This is a genomic window from Salibacterium lacus, assembly GCF_042684865.1.
Classification (GTDB): domain Bacteria; phylum Bacillota; class Bacilli; order Bacillales; family Marinococcaceae; genus Salibacterium; species Salibacterium lacus.
In genome coordinates, this window is record NZ_JBHUML010000002.1 from 159980 (window position 1) to 176508 (window position 16529).

Below are 16529 nucleotides of genomic sequence, written 5' to 3' on the forward strand. Positions count from 1 at the left end.
CGATGTGAAAAAGAGAATTGAATATATCCCGCCGCATGGGGGGAGCGTAATATTCGGCACTTTCACACCGTTTCGTTTGATGGAAACGGAAGGATTCGGGAATACAAGGTTGTCTGAACAGGTGCAACGATCCCCATATCAAGTGGGGGAGTCATTATTAGGGGTAAGGGCTGATTCTCGCGTGCTAACCATGAGAGTGAAGGTAATAGGAAATAACACAAAGGAGCTAGACGAATGGAAAAATGAGCTTTCCAGAACTTTAGCCATGGACCCTACAACTGCTTTAAATGACGTACAAACAGGATTATTAAGATACTACCGTCAAAATCTAGCTACTGTCGAACTTCCTGTAATTCCAAGGGATAGTCCTCAATATTCCGATGAAACCCACCGTATATCAGAAGCTGATATAGAATTTTATAGCCCACATCCCTACTGGCGTGAAACGCAAGATACTTTTATAGAAATGATGGAATCGGGCGGTTTTGAGTTCCCAATGAACATGCCCTTAGAAATGTCCACGTTTAATTTACAGCAAGAAATCGAGAATCAAGGTGATATTCCGGTTCATCCTTTCTTCCGGATTTATGGCTCTGTCACGCAGCCACGGTTAATGAATTTAACCACCGATGAAATGATCGAGATATCAGGCAGTGTTGCGGAAGGGGAATATGTAGAAATTCAAACTGGGTTTGGGCGAAAGAGAATTGAGATAGTGCAAAACGGGACGAGAGAAAACGCCATGAATCGGTTAAATATTAACAACAGCACGTTCTTCCAGCTACAGCGGGGGATAAACACGATACGCTTTGAAGCGGATCAAAATACGAGCGGCAGGGCGCTTGTATATTGGCGTGCTAGATATGGGGGTGTGTAAATGTTCTATCTTTTAGATGGATCAACGAGAGAGCCAGTTGCTATCTTCGAGGACTATCAGAAATTAGAATGGAAGCGGTCTTTATATAGGCCCGGCACGTTCAATATGACGATAAACACAAACCAGTATAACGCACGGTATCTCCAAAAAAGGACAGTTTTTATACCTGATAATGATGAGCCAGTATTTATTGTAGAGCAAATAGAAGCTAAGGAAAATGAGAACGGAAAAGAAGATGAAACAATGACAGTTACGGGCCGTTCTATTGGGGGGATGTTTGAAGAGAGAATAGCCCTACCGCCAACCGATGATTCTCGTGACAGAGTTGACAACGTACCAGCAGAACACGCCATAAAACACTATGTCCGGCAAAATGCAGAATCAAACGCGGCGCCAGTTCGTCGTGTTCCAGGATTAGTGATTCAAGCCGGACAAGGACGTGGGGAAGCTATCACGTATAATGCACGGTTTCAAACCGTGTCCGAAGTACTCGAAGACATTGGAAATACTACCGGTTCAGGTTGGGAGATCCTTTTGAACGACAATAACGAATATGCGTTTGATACCATCCACGGCTTAGACCGTAGCGAAGACGTGTTCTTTGATGTGGAGTTTGATACCGCACTTTCTCAAAGTTGGTTAACCAGCGATATGGACCAAAAAACCTTTGCTTATGTCGCAGGTCAGGGTGAAGGCGTCGACAGGCAGATGGTTGAATACTATTTAGCTGATGATGAACCTGCAGGTTTTGACAGGCGAGAACTATTTGTAGACGCGAGAGACACCGATAGCGACTTGGACCAAAGAGGGCGCACGAAACTAAAGGAAACAGAAGAAGAGGATATATTCGAGACAGAAGTAGATCCGTTCGGCTCCTTTCAGTATCGCCGCGATTGGGATTTGGGTGATATTGTCACCATGAGAAATCGGAGATGGGGAATACAAAAAGCTGTCCGTATTGTAGCGGTGAAAACAGTTATTCAGGATGACAAAGAAATCATTACGGTAGAAGTAGGGCGTCCGTGGCCAACGATTAAGAGCAGGATTGAAACCCTGACAGAAGATGAAGCAGGGAAGAGGGTGTAAATATGCAGAGATACGCTTTTTTCAATTCAGAAGATGGCGACAGAGTTTATAGCGCGGAAGATTGGGCGCGTATATTCTCTCGTATAGCCAAAGATGGATACGTCGACGGAGAAGAAGAAGAATTAGAGGTATCAGCTACAGACCCCGAAACATTAGGGGTTCGTGTAGGGCTTGGCGCAGCATGGGTGCAAGGCCGCATTTACCAGATATACGATAGCGCAGAAACCTTGTCATTATCAGATGCAGACCTGGACAATCCCCGCATTGATCGAATTGTCGTTCGCCTTAATTACAGTGAAAGGCTGATCGAAGTTGCAGTGAGTGAAGGGCCACCTTCAACAAACCCTGAACCACCCGAGTTAACGCGTAATTCCTCTGCTTATGAATTATCATTAGCCCAGGTATATGTAGCCCCAGGAGTCACCAGCATTTCTGATACCGATATTACAGATGAACGGGAAGACGAAGAATTATGCGGGGAATCGTATTCTCTGGTAAACCGACCACTGGAAGAAGATTTATATAATCACCTGGCTAACAACGTTGTTCATGAAGTCGATTCTGATAATACGGAAATGACTTATTCCGGCGACGAATTGACCTTTGTGGAGGATTATAAAAACGGGTCCCTAGTAAAACAAACAGAGCTCACCTACTCAAGCGGCGATTTAACAGAAGTAAGGGAGCGGTATTATGACAACGAAGGCCATTTGACTGATGACTATACGTTGGTGCTGAATTATTCAAACGGTGATCTAACTTCTGTTACAAGGAGTGAAAATTGATGTGGCCAGTATTTGCAAGAATAGGGCGGGTAATATCAAAGCTGAATGAATTGGAAAGCACAATAGATAACATTATGAACCAGGTAAACACGATTGACAGTAATACAGACAGCCTAGAAAGTCGGTTGACTTCATCCAGGGCCAATAATCTTGATGATATAAGACCGAGCCATATAAGAAGTATTCAGTCTATTTCAGAAGGGATAAATTCAAGTGACGGACCCGGTGTATCTATTAGTATTTCCTCTGTCAATACCAGTAAGTCCTCCATTATAATGCACAATTCCGGAGATAGTAGTGATCCCGGAGGAAACCATCCTACGGTTTATTTTGAAAGTAGTAGTGAAATAACGGTTCTAAGAGATGTGGAAACAGGCAGTATATATTGTGATATTCAAATAATAGAATTTTGGTAAGGGAGGGGATAAAATGTTTTATTCAATTCAATTAAGAAAAGACGATACTGTAAAAACGGTGGCTTCTACTCCTGAAAAGTTAGAAGGGGAAAATATTATCCAGATAGACCCTGAAAAATATAAAAATCCTGGAGAAAGAAGAGGATTGATTTTCAAAAAGTACAACCGAAAAACCGGAGAATTTGAGGAACCGAACGCCGATTAATAGGGCGTATTTTTTATGCTTTCTTAAGGGGGCCAGTATGGAAGATAAGGTGGATGAAATCAAACATCGTGTAGAAAAAATAGAGGCATGGAAATCAAAAACGGAAACACGCATTGCTATTGTTGAAGCAGATGTGAAGACAGTAAAGAAGCAGCTTGGAAAAATCGAAAGTAACACCACTTGGCTCCTGCGGTTAATTGTAGGGGCTATTTTATTAGCTTTGTTGAGAATCTTATTTGAAAGTTCGATTATTTTATAAGGAGATGATGTAGCATGACGGAAATTTTGGCAACAGCAACGGCAGTGGCTCCAATTACAGCAGCATTAGTAGAAGCATTGAAGAAAACGGGATATATCCCGAAGAACCTCACGCCGATCTCAGCCTTGCTGGTCGGTTTTTTACTTGGCGCAGCAAGCTTACCTGTTTTTGAGATAGCTTTAGCTCATGCCATGTGGGCAGGTGGAATATCAGGACTCGCTGCTGTTGGCCTGTTTGAACTTGGCAAGCAGTCGAAAGGAGGTCGTACTAATGCCAATGATCGCACTTGATATTGGGCACGGTTCCGATACATTTCCACCTGACAAAGGAATATACCGAAATGGTAAAGCTTACCCGGAACACGAATTCAACTCTGATGTGGCCATGCGGCTCCAGGATATCTTGGAACGGCATGGCATTTCTGTTTGGCTGCCGCAGCCACCGAACTCAAAGGAAGTGAGTCTGACAACCAGGGTCAATGCAGCTAACAGACGTGACGTGGATCTTTATTGGAGCATTCACGCTAATGCCGGAGGGGCATGTGGTGTGTGTTCTTTCTACTGGTACACCTCAAACACCGGTAAAAGGCTGGCAAAAATGTTTGCAAAGCACATGGAAGCAGCAGGTTTTGAGACGCATGGAGATGGCACACATGCTTCTATGCTTGGAAGTTGGACTAACTTGTATGTCTGCCGTAAAACAAGCATGACAGCCGTTCTAACTGAAAATGGGTTTATGGATGATGACGGCGATTTTCAAGGTATATTCGGTAAGGACAAAGAAATATACCGGCAGTGTGTAGCTGAAACACATGCAAAGATACTCTGCGAATACTTCGGTATCCCGTATAAAAGTGTGAAATCAAAGGAGGAAGACGACATGAATGAAGTACTTGATGGCAATACAAAGGCAGCCTGGACACCAACAATCAAAAGGTGGGCGGATCCAGAACAGCAGCGAAATCCGATTGGCCAGTCCTGGGTAGAAAAAATCGAAAATGATGAAATGACGTATTCTGAGCTAATACGGTTGATGGGAGAAGAGAGGAAAAGAGGACTGGCATAAAAAAGAGCAGGAGGCTTTACTCTTGCTCTTTTTTTATTTAAAAGTTGATTGAATGTAATGTTATCATGATTTGCCTAATCGCTTTTAGGAGAAAAGTGACATTTTATAGGATGGCTATTTATAGAAATCATAGAGGTTTTGAATGATTGCTGATATACTAAAGAGTAGCAATAATGTCAAGGGAGGATTGAAATGAAAAAAATATCACGCTATATCTGTTCCTTCATGTTAATGTTACTCCTTCTTAATGGTTGTGGTTTAAATAATGGCGGGAATAACAGTTCAAGCCACGATATATTTCAACATAAGGGATCTGTGATTGGTGATAACAGTGCAGTAATTAATATAATTGGGCAATTGCAACGCAATCAGGAATTCGAGGAATTATCGCTTGAAACAAAAGAAAAACCATATGGAATGAGTATAAAGTATGGAAAAATCGATTCAAATATAACAGAAAAAGAATATAAAGAGACAGCAATTCATAACGCAACCTTCCTATTTGCGTTAATTGACAATGCGGAATGGGTTACCTTTGATTTTGACGATGATAAATATAAAATCGATAGATTACAACTACAGGATTGGTATGATGAAAATTTAAATAAATTTACTAATGAAGAAGAATTAGAAACCTTTGTCCAAAAAACAATAGACGAAAATAAAATAAATCAGTTTTTTACAAAGAGTTAACTTCTTCTTTATGAACGAGTAAGTTAAAGGAAGAAACTCGAAGAACGTATACATATAACATAAGAAGGGCAATGAAATTTCTCTTATCGATGTACTTGAGGAAGACGGCCCGGATGTGGCGGATCTGATTCAGCTGAATATGGAAAAAAAGCAGGTCGTCGCTTTTATGGATGTTCTCGATGAACGCGAAAAGGAAGTCATCGTCTTCCGGTTCGGGTTGGAGAAAGAAAAAGAAAGAACACAACGCGAAATTGCAAAAGAGCTCGGGATTTCCCGGAGTTATGTCTCCCGTATTGAAAAACGGGCGCTTCTTAAACTATTTCAGGAGTTTTATAAACAGCAGAAATATGGATCATCTACCGGGAACGCCAGAATAAATTTTATGAAGTAATATTAAACAACACACTCATTCAGGTGTAGGTGAATATCATGATGCTGAAGTGATTAATGAAAGGAGACAGCTCAGATGCAGAATGGTTATCAACCCCGGTGGGACCATGAGTATGAACGCAATATGCAGAAACAGTGCACACAGTACATGTATCACGATGTCGTAGTCACATTCAAGGACGGCAGCACAGCAGATGGTATTATTGAAAATGTGGACTCCGAAAAAATGCAGATGCTTGTCGGAGAAACGATGATGGCAGACAGCCATGAGAACGAGAGCAGCCGACAATACGGGGGAGGCTACGGCTACGGTCCGGAGCGCCGGAGATATCGTCGTTTCCGCCGCAGACAGTTTCCACTGGGAGCGCTGGCAGCGCTGGCGCTGCTTCCGTATGTCAGCCCCTATTCATACGGTTCCTATTATCCTTATTACTAAAAGAATAGTGGACGGAAGTACGAGGCTTCTGTCCACTATTTTTTCTTAGATGTTTTCCCGAGTTGATTAATGTATTAATGACTCCAGTTTTGTAAAAGTGGAATGAAAAGATGAAAAAAAGGTGACGCTTAGTTTGGGAAAGCTTCTCCCGCAATTATTATTTTCATGCTGACAGCAGGCACGGCAGTGTACGAGATGATCACAAAAAAGCTCCTCCCTCCGAATGGAGAGAGAAGCTTTGAAAGCAGGACAGGCTCCCGTGTGTATTTTTCGGCTCTTTGGATATGTTTCTCTTACGTTTCAAGGGAGCCTTTTTTGTCCTGATTAGTTGACAGCGTCTTTCAGCTGCTTTCCTGGACGGAACGCAGGGTTTTTCGTGGAAGGGATTTCGATTTCGTCTCCGGTCTGCGGGTTGCGCCCTTTACGTGCCGCACGTTCGCGTACTTCAAAACTTCCAAACCCAACGAGCTGGATTTTATCGCCTTTTTTCAACGTTTCTGTGATGCTGTCGAATACAGCGTCTACCGCTTTGGAAGCATCCTTTTTCGAAATGTCTGCCTGTTCGGAGACAGCATTGATCAAGTCTGTCTTGTTCATTACATAACTTCCTTTCTTTCCAAGAATATAGAGCCTTTACAATACAAATTTACTTACGAATCCTTGATATGTCAAGTAATGACGGGGAAATTACACAAAAAATGCCCGGGATTTACGTCTAGTATCGTCACATGACGTCATTTTATAACCCCTGACAAATAAAGGTTTTACATTTTAAGTAAATCAGTGACGTGAAGAAGGGCTCTGTTTTCGTTTTTTTTCCTTCAACTGATCCTGAATGCTGGAGTCCCATAATGTGACACCGGTGTGATAGGCCGCCCTTGAAATCAAATGACCCCCAACCGGAGCTGTGATGAAAACAAATACAATACCAAGCAGTATCCGGGCGCTGTACAGCCCTTCGCTCACTGCAAAGAAAAGAAAGGCAGCAATCAGAATACACATGACGCTTAATGTGGAGGCCTTTGTTGCCGCGTGACTCCTTGTATAGATATCGGGCAGTCGTAACAGACCAAAGGCGCTGATCAAACTCAAAACAGACCCTGTCAGCACGATGATACCGATAATCCAGCTGCTAATCTCGTCTGCGCTCAATGACAACACCCTTTTCGATAAATTTAGAGAACGCTACGGTTCCAATGAAAGCCAGTATCCCAAGAAGCAGAGCCACTTCAAGATAGGCTGTCGTTTCCTGAATAAGGGAGACGACGGCTGTGAGGCTGATCAGGTTAATTCCCATCATATCCAGGGCAATGACCCGGTCCGGCATGGAAGGGCCTTTGGCTGCTCTGTACAGTGTCAGAAGAATCGAAAGGGAAAGAATGGCGGCTGATACCGTGAGTATTCCCTGTATCATGTGCGGCTCACCTCCTGGATTGCTTTTTCAAAAGAGTCCCGGATATCTTGTTTGGCAGCTTCTGTATCGGGCAGATGCATCGCATGAATGTACAATGTTTTGTTATCCGGGGAGACATCGACGACGAGCGTCCCCGGGGTCAGCGTGATTAAACAGGACAGCACCGTCACCTCCCAGTTACGCTGAAGATGAATATCCATGGCGAAAATACCCGGCTTGATTTTTAGTTTCGGCTGCAGAATCTGTCCCACCACTTCCACAGCGGAAAGAATCAATTCCTTCAGAAAGATGAGAATGAGCTTCACTACTGAATAGATCCAGCCGAAGTAAAAACGCTGCGGAAAGAATCCCCGTAAAAAAAACAACACAGCCACACCTATGGCATATCCGCTGATAAATGATGCGAAGGTCCAGGCATCGTTCATAAACATCCAGATCAGGGCCATAAGAAGGTTGATCATTATCTGAAATGTCATCGTCATTACTCCTTTAGCACGGCATCTATATAGATTTGCGGGTCATGCAGCGTTTGGGCAGCAGTAGAGGCCAGTGGATAAATGGTTTCAGCACCGACCCCGATGAAAACAGAGACGGCGATTAAAAACGCACTTGGCAGAAGCAACCCTTTCGTGCTGCCGTATTGATCCGCTTGTTCAAGCTGTATTTTTCCGTAAAATCCGTATAAAAAGATACGGATCATCGAATACAGCACAAGCAGGCTGGCGGCCATCATCACAGCGATAATAACGTACTGACCGGCTTCAGCCCCTCCCTGAATGATTAACAGTTTTCCGATGAATCCGCTCAAGGGAGGTACCCCGACAAGAGCCATGACAGCTGTGAAGAACATCCAGCCAAGCCGGGGATGGTGCTTGATGAGCCCGCCCATATTCTTTAAGTGACTGGTGCCTGCTGCGATAACCATCGCCCCGATCAGTAAGAAAAGCGCGCCTTTAATGATAATATCATGGATCAGGTAAAAGATTGCTCCAGCCATACCGGTCTCTGTCAGCGTGGAGACGCCGAAAAGGACAAAACCCACCGCAGCAATCACGTTGTACACCAGTATTTTTTTGACGTCCTGGTGGGCAACAGCTCCGATAACTCCTATTACCATCGTACACGCTGCCAGTACCGCAAGCAGCTGGTGGGTGAATCCCGTGTCATGGGTGAAAATGATGGTATAGGTCCGAAAGATCGAATACATCCCGACTTTTGTAAGCAGCGCACCGAAAACAGCCGCGATGGCAGACGGCGGCGCAGTGTAGGATGCCGGAAGCCAGAAGTACAACGGAAACAGGGCACCCTTGAGACCGAATACAATCAAAAACAAAACGGCAATAACAGTCAGAATTGGAGCATCTGTCTCCAGGCTGCCGATCCGCTGGGAGAGCTGAGCCATGTTGAGTGTTCCTGTTACAGCATATAAATACGCAACCGCAATGACGAAAAATGCGGACGAAATAATGTTAACGAGCACGTATTTAAACGATTCCCGAAGCTGCTTTTTTGTACCGCCGTGCACGATAAGTATGTAGGAAGAAATCAACATTACTTCAAAAAACACAAACAGGTTAAAAATATCGCCTGTAAGGAAAGCTCCCATGACGCCCGTAATCAAAAACTGATAAAAAGCGTAAAAATAGAACTGTTCCCGTTCTTTTCCGATGCTGGACATTGCAAATAAAAGAATGGGAAGACTCACGACAGCCGTTGTAGTCGTCAACAGCACAGCGAGCATGTCCCCGACCAGAACGATACCAAACGGCGGAGTCCAGCCGCCGAGTTCAAGGGTTTGAATCCCTTCTCCATGGACCGTCCACAATATAAATACAGTGACAGCGATCAATGCCGCTGCGGACACGGTGCTCAGAACCCGTTGGAAGCGAACCTGCTTCCGAGGGAAAAGCAGTAGTATTCCTGTAAGAAGCGGCAGTAAAATCGGCCAAATCAACAAATTAGTCATAGGAATCCGTTCCTCTCATGTTTTCCGTGTTGTCCGTTCCGTTTTCGTTATAGGCCCGGTATCCGAGTACAATAAAAAAGGAAGTCACACCGAAGCTGATAACAATCGCGGTCAGAATGAGCGCCTGCGGCAGCGGGTCGGTGTAGGAAGAAGCCTCAAGGCCAAGAAGGGGCGGCGCTCCAGTTTTGAGACCGGCCATCGTCAAAAGCAGAAGGTGGGCACCGTGACTGATAACCGAAGTGCCGATAATGATTCTGATAATGTTTTTGGACAGCACGAGATACGTTCCGCCCATGAAAAGAATACCGGCTGCAACAGACATTAAGATCTCCATTAACGATCCTCCCCTATGGTCTGAATAATGGTGAGGGTAATTCCGACAACCACCAGGTATACACCAATATCAAAAATCAGTGCGGTGGCGAGTTCCAGTTCCCCGAGTACAGGAAAATGGCGATAGCCGTAAGTCTGGGACAAAAATGGGAGATCAAAGAAAAAAGATCCCATTCCTGTTCCGACGGCAACGAGCAGACCGGCTGCTGTGACATGTTTAAAATCGATCGGTAAAACACGCTTGACCGTTTCAAGATCATAAGCGAGCAGCAAAAGCACGAGAGCGGAACTTGTCATCAGTCCCCCGATGAATCCGCCGCCCGGTTCATGGTGTCCATTAAAGAAAATAAACACCGAAAACATCAAAATAATAAACAGGACGATATTGGTAACTGTCTGCAGTATGACATCATTTGACTTCACAGCTCATCCCTCCCAGCCAGTCGAAGTCGGATCATCGTAAATATACCGGCAGCCGCAATGCCGAGAACGAGTATTTCAAGCATTGTATCGAATCCGCGGAAATCAACAAGAATGACGTTCACCATGTTCCGTCCGCCGGCTTCTTTGTAACTTGCTTCCTTGAAAAAGCCGGATATGGACTCAAACATTCTCGAACTTCCGGCAGAAATCCCGATCAGAGTGACGGTTATACCAACGGCGGCCGAAATGATGAAATTCACGGCTTTGAAGCGTATAGGCTCCAGGTTTTTGGCAATCTGCGGCAGATGGTAAAAGCATAAAAGAAACAGAGCCACCGACACGGTTTCAATAATAAGCTGTGTTAAGGCAAGATCCGGTGCCCGGAAAATGACGAAAAACATTGCGACGGTATAACCTGCAATACCAAGGCCGATAATCATTGTCAGCCGGGATGTGGTAAACATCATGATGCCGACAGCGCCAATCAGCACAAGGAAAAGAATGCTCTCGTATATCGTAATCGGAGCCGTGTCCGATACGTCGATTGTAAATGCGCCTTGATAAAACATCGTGATCAACAGACATGCTGCGATAAAGGCGAAAATGTAGACCAGATAATGACGGATGAAACCGTTCATGTGAGCGCCCATAACTTTTTGTGAAAGCATTTCGCCTTTGTTGAGCGTCTGGTCATACAGGTTGTTAAACGATAACTTTTCCGGTAAAAGCCGGTAGACGCCGGTCCACTTTTTCATCCCAAGGTAAAGAAGAATGCCGGCGCCGATGACTCCCATCGTCATATAAAGTTCTGGGCTCCATCCGTGCCAGAAATAGATATCGATATCAAACTGTTCGCCTCCCTGAAGCAGGGCAGGAAGGATGGAGGCCATGGCAGGCGCGATAATCGTGTAGGATAACACGTTCGGGAAAAAGCCGATAACAATGACAAGACTGACGAGCACAATCGGCGCAAGCAGCATCCCAAACGGCGCTTCATGCGGTTTGGTGTCCAGCTTTTCTTTCTGGAGCGGGCCGGTGAATGTTTTAAACACGACGATCATGCTGTAAATAAACGTGAACACACTCGCAATCCAGGCCACGACCGGAAACACCATGCCGAGTGTTTCCATATTAAACTGCTGGAATTCGGTAATATTCACCATAGACGTAAAAAACAGTTCCTTACTTAAAAAGCCGTTGAACGGCGGCAGTCCGGCCATCGAGAAACTGCCGATGGCGGCAATTGTAAAGGTGATCGGCATGATCGTGATCAGCCCGCCGAGATTACGTATATCACGCGTCCCGGTTTCATGGTCGATAATACCGACCATCATGAAAAGGCTTCCTTTGAAGGTGGCATGGTTAAACAGGTGGAACAGGGCGGCCGTTGTTGCTCCGATAAACATGTTATTACTATTAGCTCCGTCGAAATGAAGAGCTGCCGCACCGACACCGAGCATGGATATTATCATGCCGAGCTGGCTGACGGTGGAGTAGGCAAGTATGCCTTTCAAATCGGTCTGACGCACAGCCGAGAAAGATCCCCAGAAAAGGGTGGTAATACCGAAACCGGCAACAATCCAGAGCCATTCACCACTGAGTGCAAACACCGGTGTCAAACGTGCAATCAGATAAATGCCGGCCTTTACCATCGTTGCCGAGTGCAGGTAGGCACTGACTGGTGTAGGTGCTTCCATCGCATCCGGCAGCCAGATGTGAAAGGGGAACTGTGCGGATTTTGTAAAGGCGCCGAGCAGAATCGTCAGCATGGCAGGCAGAAACAGGTCATGCGAAACAATGCCGGATGACTCGGCGATTGTCTCCTGAATGCTGAATGTTCCGGTAATGGAATAGAGAAGCACAAACCCAACGAGCATCGAAAATCCACCGAGCACTGTAACAAGCATCGATTTCAAAGCGCCGTACAGTGACTTTTCCCTTTCATACCAGTAGGAAATCAGCAGAAAGGATGACACACTCGTCACTTCCCAGAACAGATAGAGGACCATCATATTGTCGGAAAGAACGACGCCGAGCATCGCACCCATAAACATTAACAAAAAGGTGTAGAACGTATGTAATGATTCTTTTTTCTTTGATAAGTAATAAATGGAGTACAATACAACGAGTGCGCCGATCCCTGTGATGAGCAGGGCAAACAACAGCCCCAGCCCGTCTACATAAGCATGAAAGTTAATGCCAAGGGATGGAACCCAGGGAAAGACGGCAGAAACTGTTCCTTCTTCTGATGTGGTTGGTATGTACTGTAGAAAATAAACAAACAAAATGGCTGGAACGATGAAGACAAACCAGCCGGTATGTATAGACGGTATTTTTTTGTACAGCAGGGGAACAAACACAGCAGCAAGGAATGGAGCGATGATGGCAAGATGAAGTGCTGTAAACATATAGAACCTCCTTAGCAGTTTACGCGCTGCAAATTCTTTTCACATTATAACTTATATTCACCAGCCGTGCATCTGTAAGCATCTGTTTTTCAGGGCGTTTGGGCATTACTGATATATAGGTAGAAACAAGAAAATAAAAATTTTGTGAATGAAAAATCAGGATACGGTTCATAGTAATAAAAAAAGAAAAGGAGCATATCATGAAGCAGACCCATCTTTTTCAAGGGGGCGTGTTTTTTCTTCTTTTTCTGTTTATCCTGAGCGGAGCCTGGGTGGCGGATCAATATGTTGAACAAAAACGGATGGAAGCCTTTTACACGTATCCGGAAAATACAGAAACGATTTTACTGTCTGACGAGCCTGTGGAAAAAGACACGTTTGCACCAAGAGAATATGTTAAAATAAAAAGCCTTTCCGGATAGGGTGTACTCCGGAAAGGCTTTTTACTACTATTTCCCTCTTACATGGTTATAACCGGCTTCATGCATTTTTCCTGAAGGGAACGGTTCTTGATTTCCTGCTCAAGCACTAAAATAAAATCATCATTTAACTGAAGACGCAGAGCTTTTTCATACGCTTCAATCAGTAATTCATCCGATAACTGTTTCATAAGAGGGCACGACACCTCCTTGACGGTCTTCCTGTTATTACAACCTGGGTATACGGTCTGCGGGCTGCTCGCAGGTATGATTCCATCAGGAATTTCCAGCGTAATGTAGAAATAGTGTACCATGATGCCGTTGTAAGAACAACCGTTCGTTTTATCCACAGAGGCGGTGGATAAGTTGTTTATAATAGCTGCATGAAGTCTGAAAACCCTTCCTATTTCAATTTTTTTCATACGGAAAAAGTTATCCACATACAAGTTGATTTAAAATAATGTCGAAAACTTTTCATATACGGGTATGGTTTGAAAAATACCGTTTTTAACGATATACTTTCCATTTAGCAGGTGTTTGTACGGAGAAATTGAAAGGTAAAAGGGTGACACCGTGATTAAACAATTTATGCCCAATGAATACCTTCCGTCTGTTTTCGACTTGAACCTTGAGGATTTAAGCGAACGGCGGATTAAAGGGATTATTACAGATTTAGATAATACGCTCGTGGAATGGGACCGTCCGGAAGCGACGCCGGAGCTCCTGGACTGGATGTATTTTGTGAAACAGCAGGGTTTTCAAGTCACGATTGTATCCAATAACAGCAAAGAAAGAGTCAGTTCTTTCTCAGAGCCGACCGGGATTCAGTTCATCCACTCAGCGAAAAAACCGATGGGACACGCCTTCCGGAAAGCATGCCGGAACATGGGGCTGAAAAAAAGTGAAGTGGTGGTTATCGGCGACCAGGTGCTGACAGATGTATTCGGGGGAAACCGGGCTGGATTTTACACCGTGCTGGTTGTGCCGGTGAGCAAGAATGACGGACTCTGGACGAAAATTAACCGGGGTGTGGAACGCATGGTCCTGCGCCGTTTAAAGGAAAAAGGATTGATACAGTGGGAGGAATCAAGGTGAAGGAAGATAAACTTATCTGTCCCGGCTGCGGGGCGGGTATTCAAACAGAAGACCCGGAAAAACCGGGATACGTACCTCCGGCAGCGCTGAATAGAGAGATTGTGGTCTGTATGCGCTGTTTTCGTCTGCAGCATTATAATGAAGTGCAGGAAATTCCACTGCGAAACACCGATTTTACAAACCAGCTTCATGATCTGGCCAAGGAGGATGCTTTAATCGTAAAAATTGTAGATGCGTTTGACATCGAAGGAAGCTGGATACCGGGCTTTCAGCGCTATATCGGTCGAAACGACGTGCTGCTTCTTGTCAATAAAATGGATCTTCTGCCAAAGTCCATTAATGAAAACCGGCTGAAAGACTGGATACGCAGGGAAGCAAAGGAACAGGGGCTTAAACCGGCAGGTGTTATGCTCATGAGTGCGGAGAAAAAACAGAGCGTGGAGAAAGCAGCGGCCAAAATGGACGAACTGCGGCACGGGAAGGACGTCTATATTACCGGGTGTACCAATGTAGGGAAATCGACGTTCATTAATGCATTGATTGAAGCGTTCGGCGGAGATGAAGAACAGCGGATCACCGCTTCAGGGTATCCCGGCACGACGCTTGATTTAATTGACATCCCGCTTGATGACGGCCGCAGTATGTATGATACCCCGGGTGTTATCAATGAACGGCAGCTGGCGCACTATGTAAGCCGGAAAGATTTGAAGGCCCTGACCCCTTCAAGGGAAATCAAGCCTGTCATTTATCAGCTGGAAGAAAAACAGACACTGTTTATTGCCGGACTGGCAAGGATGGACTTTAATGAAGGCAACCGGAATTCTTTCGTTGTGTATGTGGACAATGAATTGTTAATCCACCGGACCAAGCTCGATAATGCTGATGCATTGTATGAAAACCATAAAGGGGAGATGCTGTCCCCGCCCGGCAGAGAAACACTTGAGGAGATGCCTGCCTTTGCGGAGCATACATTTCATATTAAACAGCCGAAAATGGACATCGTTATTTCCGGTCTCGGCTGGATAACGGTTGTGGAACCGGATGCGGTTGTGACCGTTTATGCGCCGAAAGGCACCGGTGTTACAATAAGAGAGGCGGTGATCTAATGAGTCGCGTGTTACATGCAGAAAATTTGTATGGGGTGATCGGTCATCCTGTCGGTCATTCCCTGTCGCCTCTTATGCACAACGACCAATTTCAGCATCAGGGGCTGCCTTCTTTTTATCATGCATTTGATGTGCTTCCGCAGCATCTTGAGGAGGCGGTGCAGGGACTGAAAGCTCTTGGTGTTTCAGGATTTAATGTTACTGTTCCGCACAAAATTGAAGTGATGCAGTACCTGGACGGGCTGGACGAAGAAGCCCGGTTAATCGGGGCGGTGAACACGGTCGTAAAGGAAGAAGATGGCTGGATCGGCTATAATACCGACGGAGAGGGATACGTGCAGTCGCTGTTGACAAAAACCGGGGATACGTTCTCTGATGCTGATATTCTTGTTATCGGTGCCGGCGGAGCGGCTCGTGCAGTAATAAGTGCTTTGACCGGTCATGGGGCAAAGCGGATAACCCTTGCGAACAGGACTTTTTCCAAAGCACAAGCTTTACAGGAACATGTGGCAGAAAGAGCCGCCATCCGCGCACTGCCAACCGAAGAAGCAGAAAAAGAAACGTCCTCATTTGATATTATTATTAACACAACATCTGTTGGTATGTCCCCCCACACCGAAAGTATGCCGTGGCCGGTCGAAAACCTGAAGCCGGGGTGTATCTGCAGTGACTTAATATACAACCCGCTGAAGACGAAGTGGCTGCAGGAAGCCGGGAAAGCAGGGGCGGATATTTTGAACGGAACAGGAATGTTTGTCGGACAAGGGGCCATTGCTTTCCAAAAATGGACGGGCGTACAGCCCGATACTGAACGCATGCATGATGTAGTGATGAAACAACTTGGAGGGAATTAAATTGTTGACGGGAAAGCAGAAGCGATTTTTAAGAAGAAAAGCACACGGACTTAAACCGGTATTTCAAATCGGGAAGGCCGGAATAACCGATAACCTTGTGAACCAGACAGCGGATGCGCTCGAAGCAAGAGAACTCATCAAAATCAATATGCTCCAAAACTGTATGGAAGATAAGCATGAGGCTTCTGATTCCCTTGCGCAGGGAGCCCGCGCTGACGTGGTGCAGGTTATAGGAAACACCATTGTGCTTTACAAAGAATCAAGTGAAAATAAAACGATTGACCTGCCGTCCTAGAAGG

24 protein-coding genes and 1 pseudogene are annotated in these 16529 nt (G+C 45.1%); 16 read left to right on the plus strand and 9 right to left on the minus strand.

Translation table 11 applies throughout. The features are described from left to right. The first annotated feature begins 4 nt into the window (after positions 1 to 4). The 11 genes and pseudogenes from ACFSUB_RS01305 (at position 5) to ACFSUB_RS01355 (ending at position 6212) form a co-directional block, all read left to right on the plus strand. The gene (locus ACFSUB_RS01305) at positions 5 to 877 is read left to right on the plus strand and encodes a phage distal tail protein (RefSeq protein ID WP_380711384.1); all 873 of its coding nucleotides are present in this window, start codon (positions 5 to 7) and stop codon (positions 875 to 877) included. Further along, entirely contained in the window at positions 878 to 1963 is a 1086-nt protein-coding gene (locus tag ACFSUB_RS01310; RefSeq protein ID WP_380711385.1) for a siphovirus ReqiPepy6 Gp37-like family protein, read from the plus strand. 2 nt (positions 1964 to 1965) lie between these two features. Then, a complete protein-coding gene (locus ACFSUB_RS01315) occupies positions 1966 to 2748 on the plus strand; it encodes a hypothetical protein (RefSeq protein WP_380711386.1) in 783 nt (260 codons plus the stop codon). Beyond that, positions 2748 to 3164, plus strand: coding sequence for a hypothetical protein (locus tag ACFSUB_RS01320; RefSeq protein ID WP_380711387.1), 417 nt, complete (start codon positions 2748 to 2750; stop codon positions 3162 to 3164). The genes ACFSUB_RS01315 and ACFSUB_RS01320 overlap by 1 nt, the downstream gene beginning before the upstream one ends. Positions 3165 to 3177: 13 nt before the next feature. Further along, complete coding sequence (locus ACFSUB_RS01325) at positions 3178 to 3369, plus strand: hypothetical protein (RefSeq protein WP_380711388.1); 192 nt, start codon at positions 3178 to 3180, stop codon at positions 3367 to 3369. 37 nt (positions 3370 to 3406) lie between these two features. Further along, positions 3407 to 3628, plus strand: a complete 222-nt coding sequence (locus ACFSUB_RS01330; RefSeq protein WP_380711389.1) for a hemolysin XhlA family protein — start codon at positions 3407 to 3409, stop codon at positions 3626 to 3628. A gap of 14 nt (positions 3629 to 3642) precedes the next feature. Further along, entirely contained in the window at positions 3643 to 3918 is a 276-nt protein-coding gene (locus ACFSUB_RS01335; protein ID WP_380711390.1) for a holin, read from the plus strand. Continuing rightward, complete coding sequence (locus ACFSUB_RS01340) at positions 3899 to 4693, plus strand: N-acetylmuramoyl-L-alanine amidase family protein (protein WP_380711391.1); 795 nt, start codon at positions 3899 to 3901, stop codon at positions 4691 to 4693. The genes ACFSUB_RS01335 and ACFSUB_RS01340 overlap by 20 nt, the downstream gene beginning before the upstream one ends. Positions 4694 to 4885: 192 nt before the next feature. After that, positions 4886 to 5386, plus strand: coding sequence for a DUF4825 domain-containing protein (locus ACFSUB_RS01345; protein ID WP_380711392.1), 501 nt, complete (start codon positions 4886 to 4888; stop codon positions 5384 to 5386). A 61-nt stretch (positions 5387 to 5447) separates the two neighbouring features. After that, positions 5448 to 5777: pseudogene (locus ACFSUB_RS01350) on the plus strand (sigma-70 family RNA polymerase sigma factor); the annotation flags it as partial. Between the two features lie 75 nt (positions 5778 to 5852). Then, positions 5853 to 6212: a hypothetical protein gene (locus ACFSUB_RS01355; protein ID WP_090925698.1), complete on the plus strand. Its 360-nt coding sequence runs from the start codon at positions 5853 to 5855 to the stop codon at positions 6210 to 6212. Positions 6213 to 6536: 324 nt separating this feature from the next. On the opposite strand, the gene ACFSUB_RS01360 is transcribed toward ACFSUB_RS01355, so the two are convergent. The 8 genes from ACFSUB_RS01360 to ACFSUB_RS01395 all read right to left on the minus strand — a co-directional run bounded on the left by ACFSUB_RS01360 (position 6537) and on the right by ACFSUB_RS01395 (position 12756). Beyond that, the gene (locus tag ACFSUB_RS01360; RefSeq protein WP_090925699.1) at positions 6537 to 6809 is read right to left on the minus strand and encodes an HU family DNA-binding protein; all 273 of its coding nucleotides are present in this window, start codon (positions 6807 to 6809) and stop codon (positions 6537 to 6539) included. A 183-nt stretch (positions 6810 to 6992) separates the two neighbouring features. Beyond that, the gene (gene mnhG / locus ACFSUB_RS01365; protein ID WP_380711393.1) at positions 6993 to 7364 is read right to left on the minus strand and encodes a monovalent cation/H(+) antiporter subunit G; all 372 of its coding nucleotides are present in this window, start codon (positions 7362 to 7364) and stop codon (positions 6993 to 6995) included. After that, positions 7345 to 7626 (minus strand): Na(+)/H(+) antiporter subunit F1, encoded by a 282-nt coding sequence (locus ACFSUB_RS01370; RefSeq protein WP_380711394.1) that lies wholly within the window; start codon positions 7624 to 7626, stop codon positions 7345 to 7347. Before ACFSUB_RS01370 ends, mnhG begins: the two co-directional genes overlap by 20 nt. After that, on the minus strand, positions 7623 to 8102 hold the full coding sequence (locus ACFSUB_RS01375) for a Na+/H+ antiporter subunit E (protein WP_380711395.1): 480 nt from the start codon (positions 8100 to 8102) through the stop codon (positions 7623 to 7625). Before ACFSUB_RS01375 ends, ACFSUB_RS01370 begins: the two co-directional genes overlap by 4 nt. 5 nt (positions 8103 to 8107) lie before the next feature. After that, the gene (locus tag ACFSUB_RS01380; protein ID WP_380711396.1) at positions 8108 to 9592 is read right to left on the minus strand and encodes a Na+/H+ antiporter subunit D; all 1485 of its coding nucleotides are present in this window, start codon (positions 9590 to 9592) and stop codon (positions 8108 to 8110) included. Further along, positions 9585 to 9926 (minus strand): Na(+)/H(+) antiporter subunit C, encoded by a 342-nt coding sequence (locus tag ACFSUB_RS01385; RefSeq protein ID WP_380711397.1) that lies wholly within the window; start codon positions 9924 to 9926, stop codon positions 9585 to 9587. Before ACFSUB_RS01385 ends, ACFSUB_RS01380 begins: the two co-directional genes overlap by 8 nt. Then, positions 9926 to 10348 (minus strand): Na(+)/H(+) antiporter subunit B, encoded by a 423-nt coding sequence (locus tag ACFSUB_RS01390; RefSeq protein ID WP_380711398.1) that lies wholly within the window; start codon positions 10346 to 10348, stop codon positions 9926 to 9928. The genes ACFSUB_RS01385 and ACFSUB_RS01390 overlap by 1 nt, the downstream gene beginning before the upstream one ends. Then, complete coding sequence (locus ACFSUB_RS01395; protein WP_380711399.1) at positions 10345 to 12756, minus strand: Na+/H+ antiporter subunit A; 2412 nt, start codon at positions 12754 to 12756, stop codon at positions 10345 to 10347. Before ACFSUB_RS01395 ends, ACFSUB_RS01390 begins: the two co-directional genes overlap by 4 nt. 200 nt (positions 12757 to 12956) lie before the next feature. Between ACFSUB_RS01395 and ACFSUB_RS01400 the strand changes: the two genes are divergently transcribed. Further along, positions 12957 to 13178 (plus strand): hypothetical protein, encoded by a 222-nt coding sequence (locus ACFSUB_RS01400; RefSeq protein ID WP_380711400.1) that lies wholly within the window; start codon positions 12957 to 12959, stop codon positions 13176 to 13178. A 38-nt stretch (positions 13179 to 13216) separates the two neighbouring features. On the opposite strand, the gene sda is transcribed toward ACFSUB_RS01400, so the two are convergent. Further along, positions 13217 to 13366, minus strand: coding sequence for a sporulation histidine kinase inhibitor Sda (gene sda, locus ACFSUB_RS01405; RefSeq protein ID WP_090925707.1), 150 nt, complete (start codon positions 13364 to 13366; stop codon positions 13217 to 13219). A gap of 385 nt (positions 13367 to 13751) precedes the next feature. Here sda and ACFSUB_RS01410 point away from each other — a divergent pair, with 385 nt between their 5' ends. From ACFSUB_RS01410 to yhbY, 4 genes are read left to right on the plus strand one after another with little or no spacing between them, the layout of a single operon-like run. Next, complete coding sequence (locus tag ACFSUB_RS01410) at positions 13752 to 14270, plus strand: YqeG family HAD IIIA-type phosphatase (RefSeq protein WP_380713146.1); 519 nt, start codon at positions 13752 to 13754, stop codon at positions 14268 to 14270. Further along, positions 14267 to 15376 carry a ribosome biogenesis GTPase YqeH gene (gene yqeH, locus ACFSUB_RS01415; RefSeq protein ID WP_380711401.1) on the plus strand — a complete coding sequence of 370 codons (1110 nt, stop codon included), beginning with the start codon at positions 14267 to 14269 and terminating at the stop codon, positions 15374 to 15376. The genes ACFSUB_RS01410 and yqeH overlap by 4 nt, the downstream gene beginning before the upstream one ends. After that, positions 15376 to 16230, plus strand: coding sequence for a shikimate dehydrogenase (gene aroE, locus ACFSUB_RS01420; RefSeq protein WP_380711402.1), 855 nt, complete (start codon positions 15376 to 15378; stop codon positions 16228 to 16230). Before yqeH ends, aroE begins: the two co-directional genes overlap by 1 nt. Before the next feature lies 1 nt (position 16231). Continuing rightward, positions 16232 to 16525, plus strand: a complete 294-nt coding sequence (yhbY, locus tag ACFSUB_RS01425) for a ribosome assembly RNA-binding protein YhbY (RefSeq protein ID WP_380711404.1) — start codon at positions 16232 to 16234, stop codon at positions 16523 to 16525. Positions 16526 to 16529: the final 4 nt, after the last annotated feature.

Excerpts from the sequence above, each read along its gene's own strand:
- ACFSUB_RS01310 (WP_380711385.1), top strand. The coding sequence starts at position 878 with ATGTTCTATCTTTTAGATGGATCAACGAGAGAGCCAGTTGCTATCTTC.
- ACFSUB_RS01315 (WP_380711386.1), top strand. The coding sequence starts at position 1,966 with ATGCAGAGATACGCTTTTTTCAATTCAGAAGATGGCGACAGAGTTTAT.
- ACFSUB_RS01320 (WP_380711387.1), top strand. The coding sequence starts at position 2,748 with ATGTGGCCAGTATTTGCAAGAATAGGGCGGGTAATATCAAAGCTGAAT.
- ACFSUB_RS01325 (WP_380711388.1), top strand. The coding sequence starts at position 3,178 with ATGTTTTATTCAATTCAATTAAGAAAAGACGATACTGTAAAAACGGTG.
- ACFSUB_RS01330 (WP_380711389.1), top strand. The coding sequence starts at position 3,407 with ATGGAAGATAAGGTGGATGAAATCAAACATCGTGTAGAAAAAATAGAG.
- ACFSUB_RS01335 (WP_380711390.1), top strand. The coding sequence starts at position 3,643 with ATGACGGAAATTTTGGCAACAGCAACGGCAGTGGCTCCAATTACAGCA.
- ACFSUB_RS01340 (WP_380711391.1), top strand. The coding sequence starts at position 3,899 with ATGCCAATGATCGCACTTGATATTGGGCACGGTTCCGATACATTTCCA.
- ACFSUB_RS01345 (WP_380711392.1), top strand. The coding sequence starts at position 4,886 with ATGAAAAAAATATCACGCTATATCTGTTCCTTCATGTTAATGTTACTC.
- ACFSUB_RS01355 (WP_090925698.1), top strand. The coding sequence starts at position 5,853 with ATGCAGAATGGTTATCAACCCCGGTGGGACCATGAGTATGAACGCAAT.
- ACFSUB_RS01360 (WP_090925699.1), bottom strand. The coding sequence starts at position 6,809 with ATGAACAAGACAGACTTGATCAATGCTGTCTCCGAACAGGCAGACATT.
- ACFSUB_RS01370 (WP_380711394.1), bottom strand. The coding sequence starts at position 7,626 with ATGATACAGGGAATACTCACGGTATCAGCCGCCATTCTTTCCCTTTCG.
- ACFSUB_RS01375 (WP_380711395.1), bottom strand. The coding sequence starts at position 8,102 with ATGACATTTCAGATAATGATCAACCTTCTTATGGCCCTGATCTGGATG.
- ACFSUB_RS01380 (WP_380711396.1), bottom strand. The coding sequence starts at position 9,592 with ATGACTAATTTGTTGATTTGGCCGATTTTACTGCCGCTTCTTACAGGA.
- ACFSUB_RS01385 (WP_380711397.1), bottom strand. The coding sequence starts at position 9,926 with ATGGAGATCTTAATGTCTGTTGCAGCCGGTATTCTTTTCATGGGCGGA.
- ACFSUB_RS01395 (WP_380711399.1), bottom strand. The coding sequence starts at position 12,756 with ATGTTTACAGCACTTCATCTTGCCATCATCGCTCCATTCCTTGCTGCT.
- ACFSUB_RS01400 (WP_380711400.1), top strand. The coding sequence starts at position 12,957 with ATGAAGCAGACCCATCTTTTTCAAGGGGGCGTGTTTTTTCTTCTTTTT.
- sda (WP_090925707.1), bottom strand. The coding sequence starts at position 13,366 with ATGAAACAGTTATCGGATGAATTACTGATTGAAGCGTATGAAAAAGCT.
- aroE (WP_380711402.1), top strand. The coding sequence starts at position 15,376 with ATGAGTCGCGTGTTACATGCAGAAAATTTGTATGGGGTGATCGGTCAT.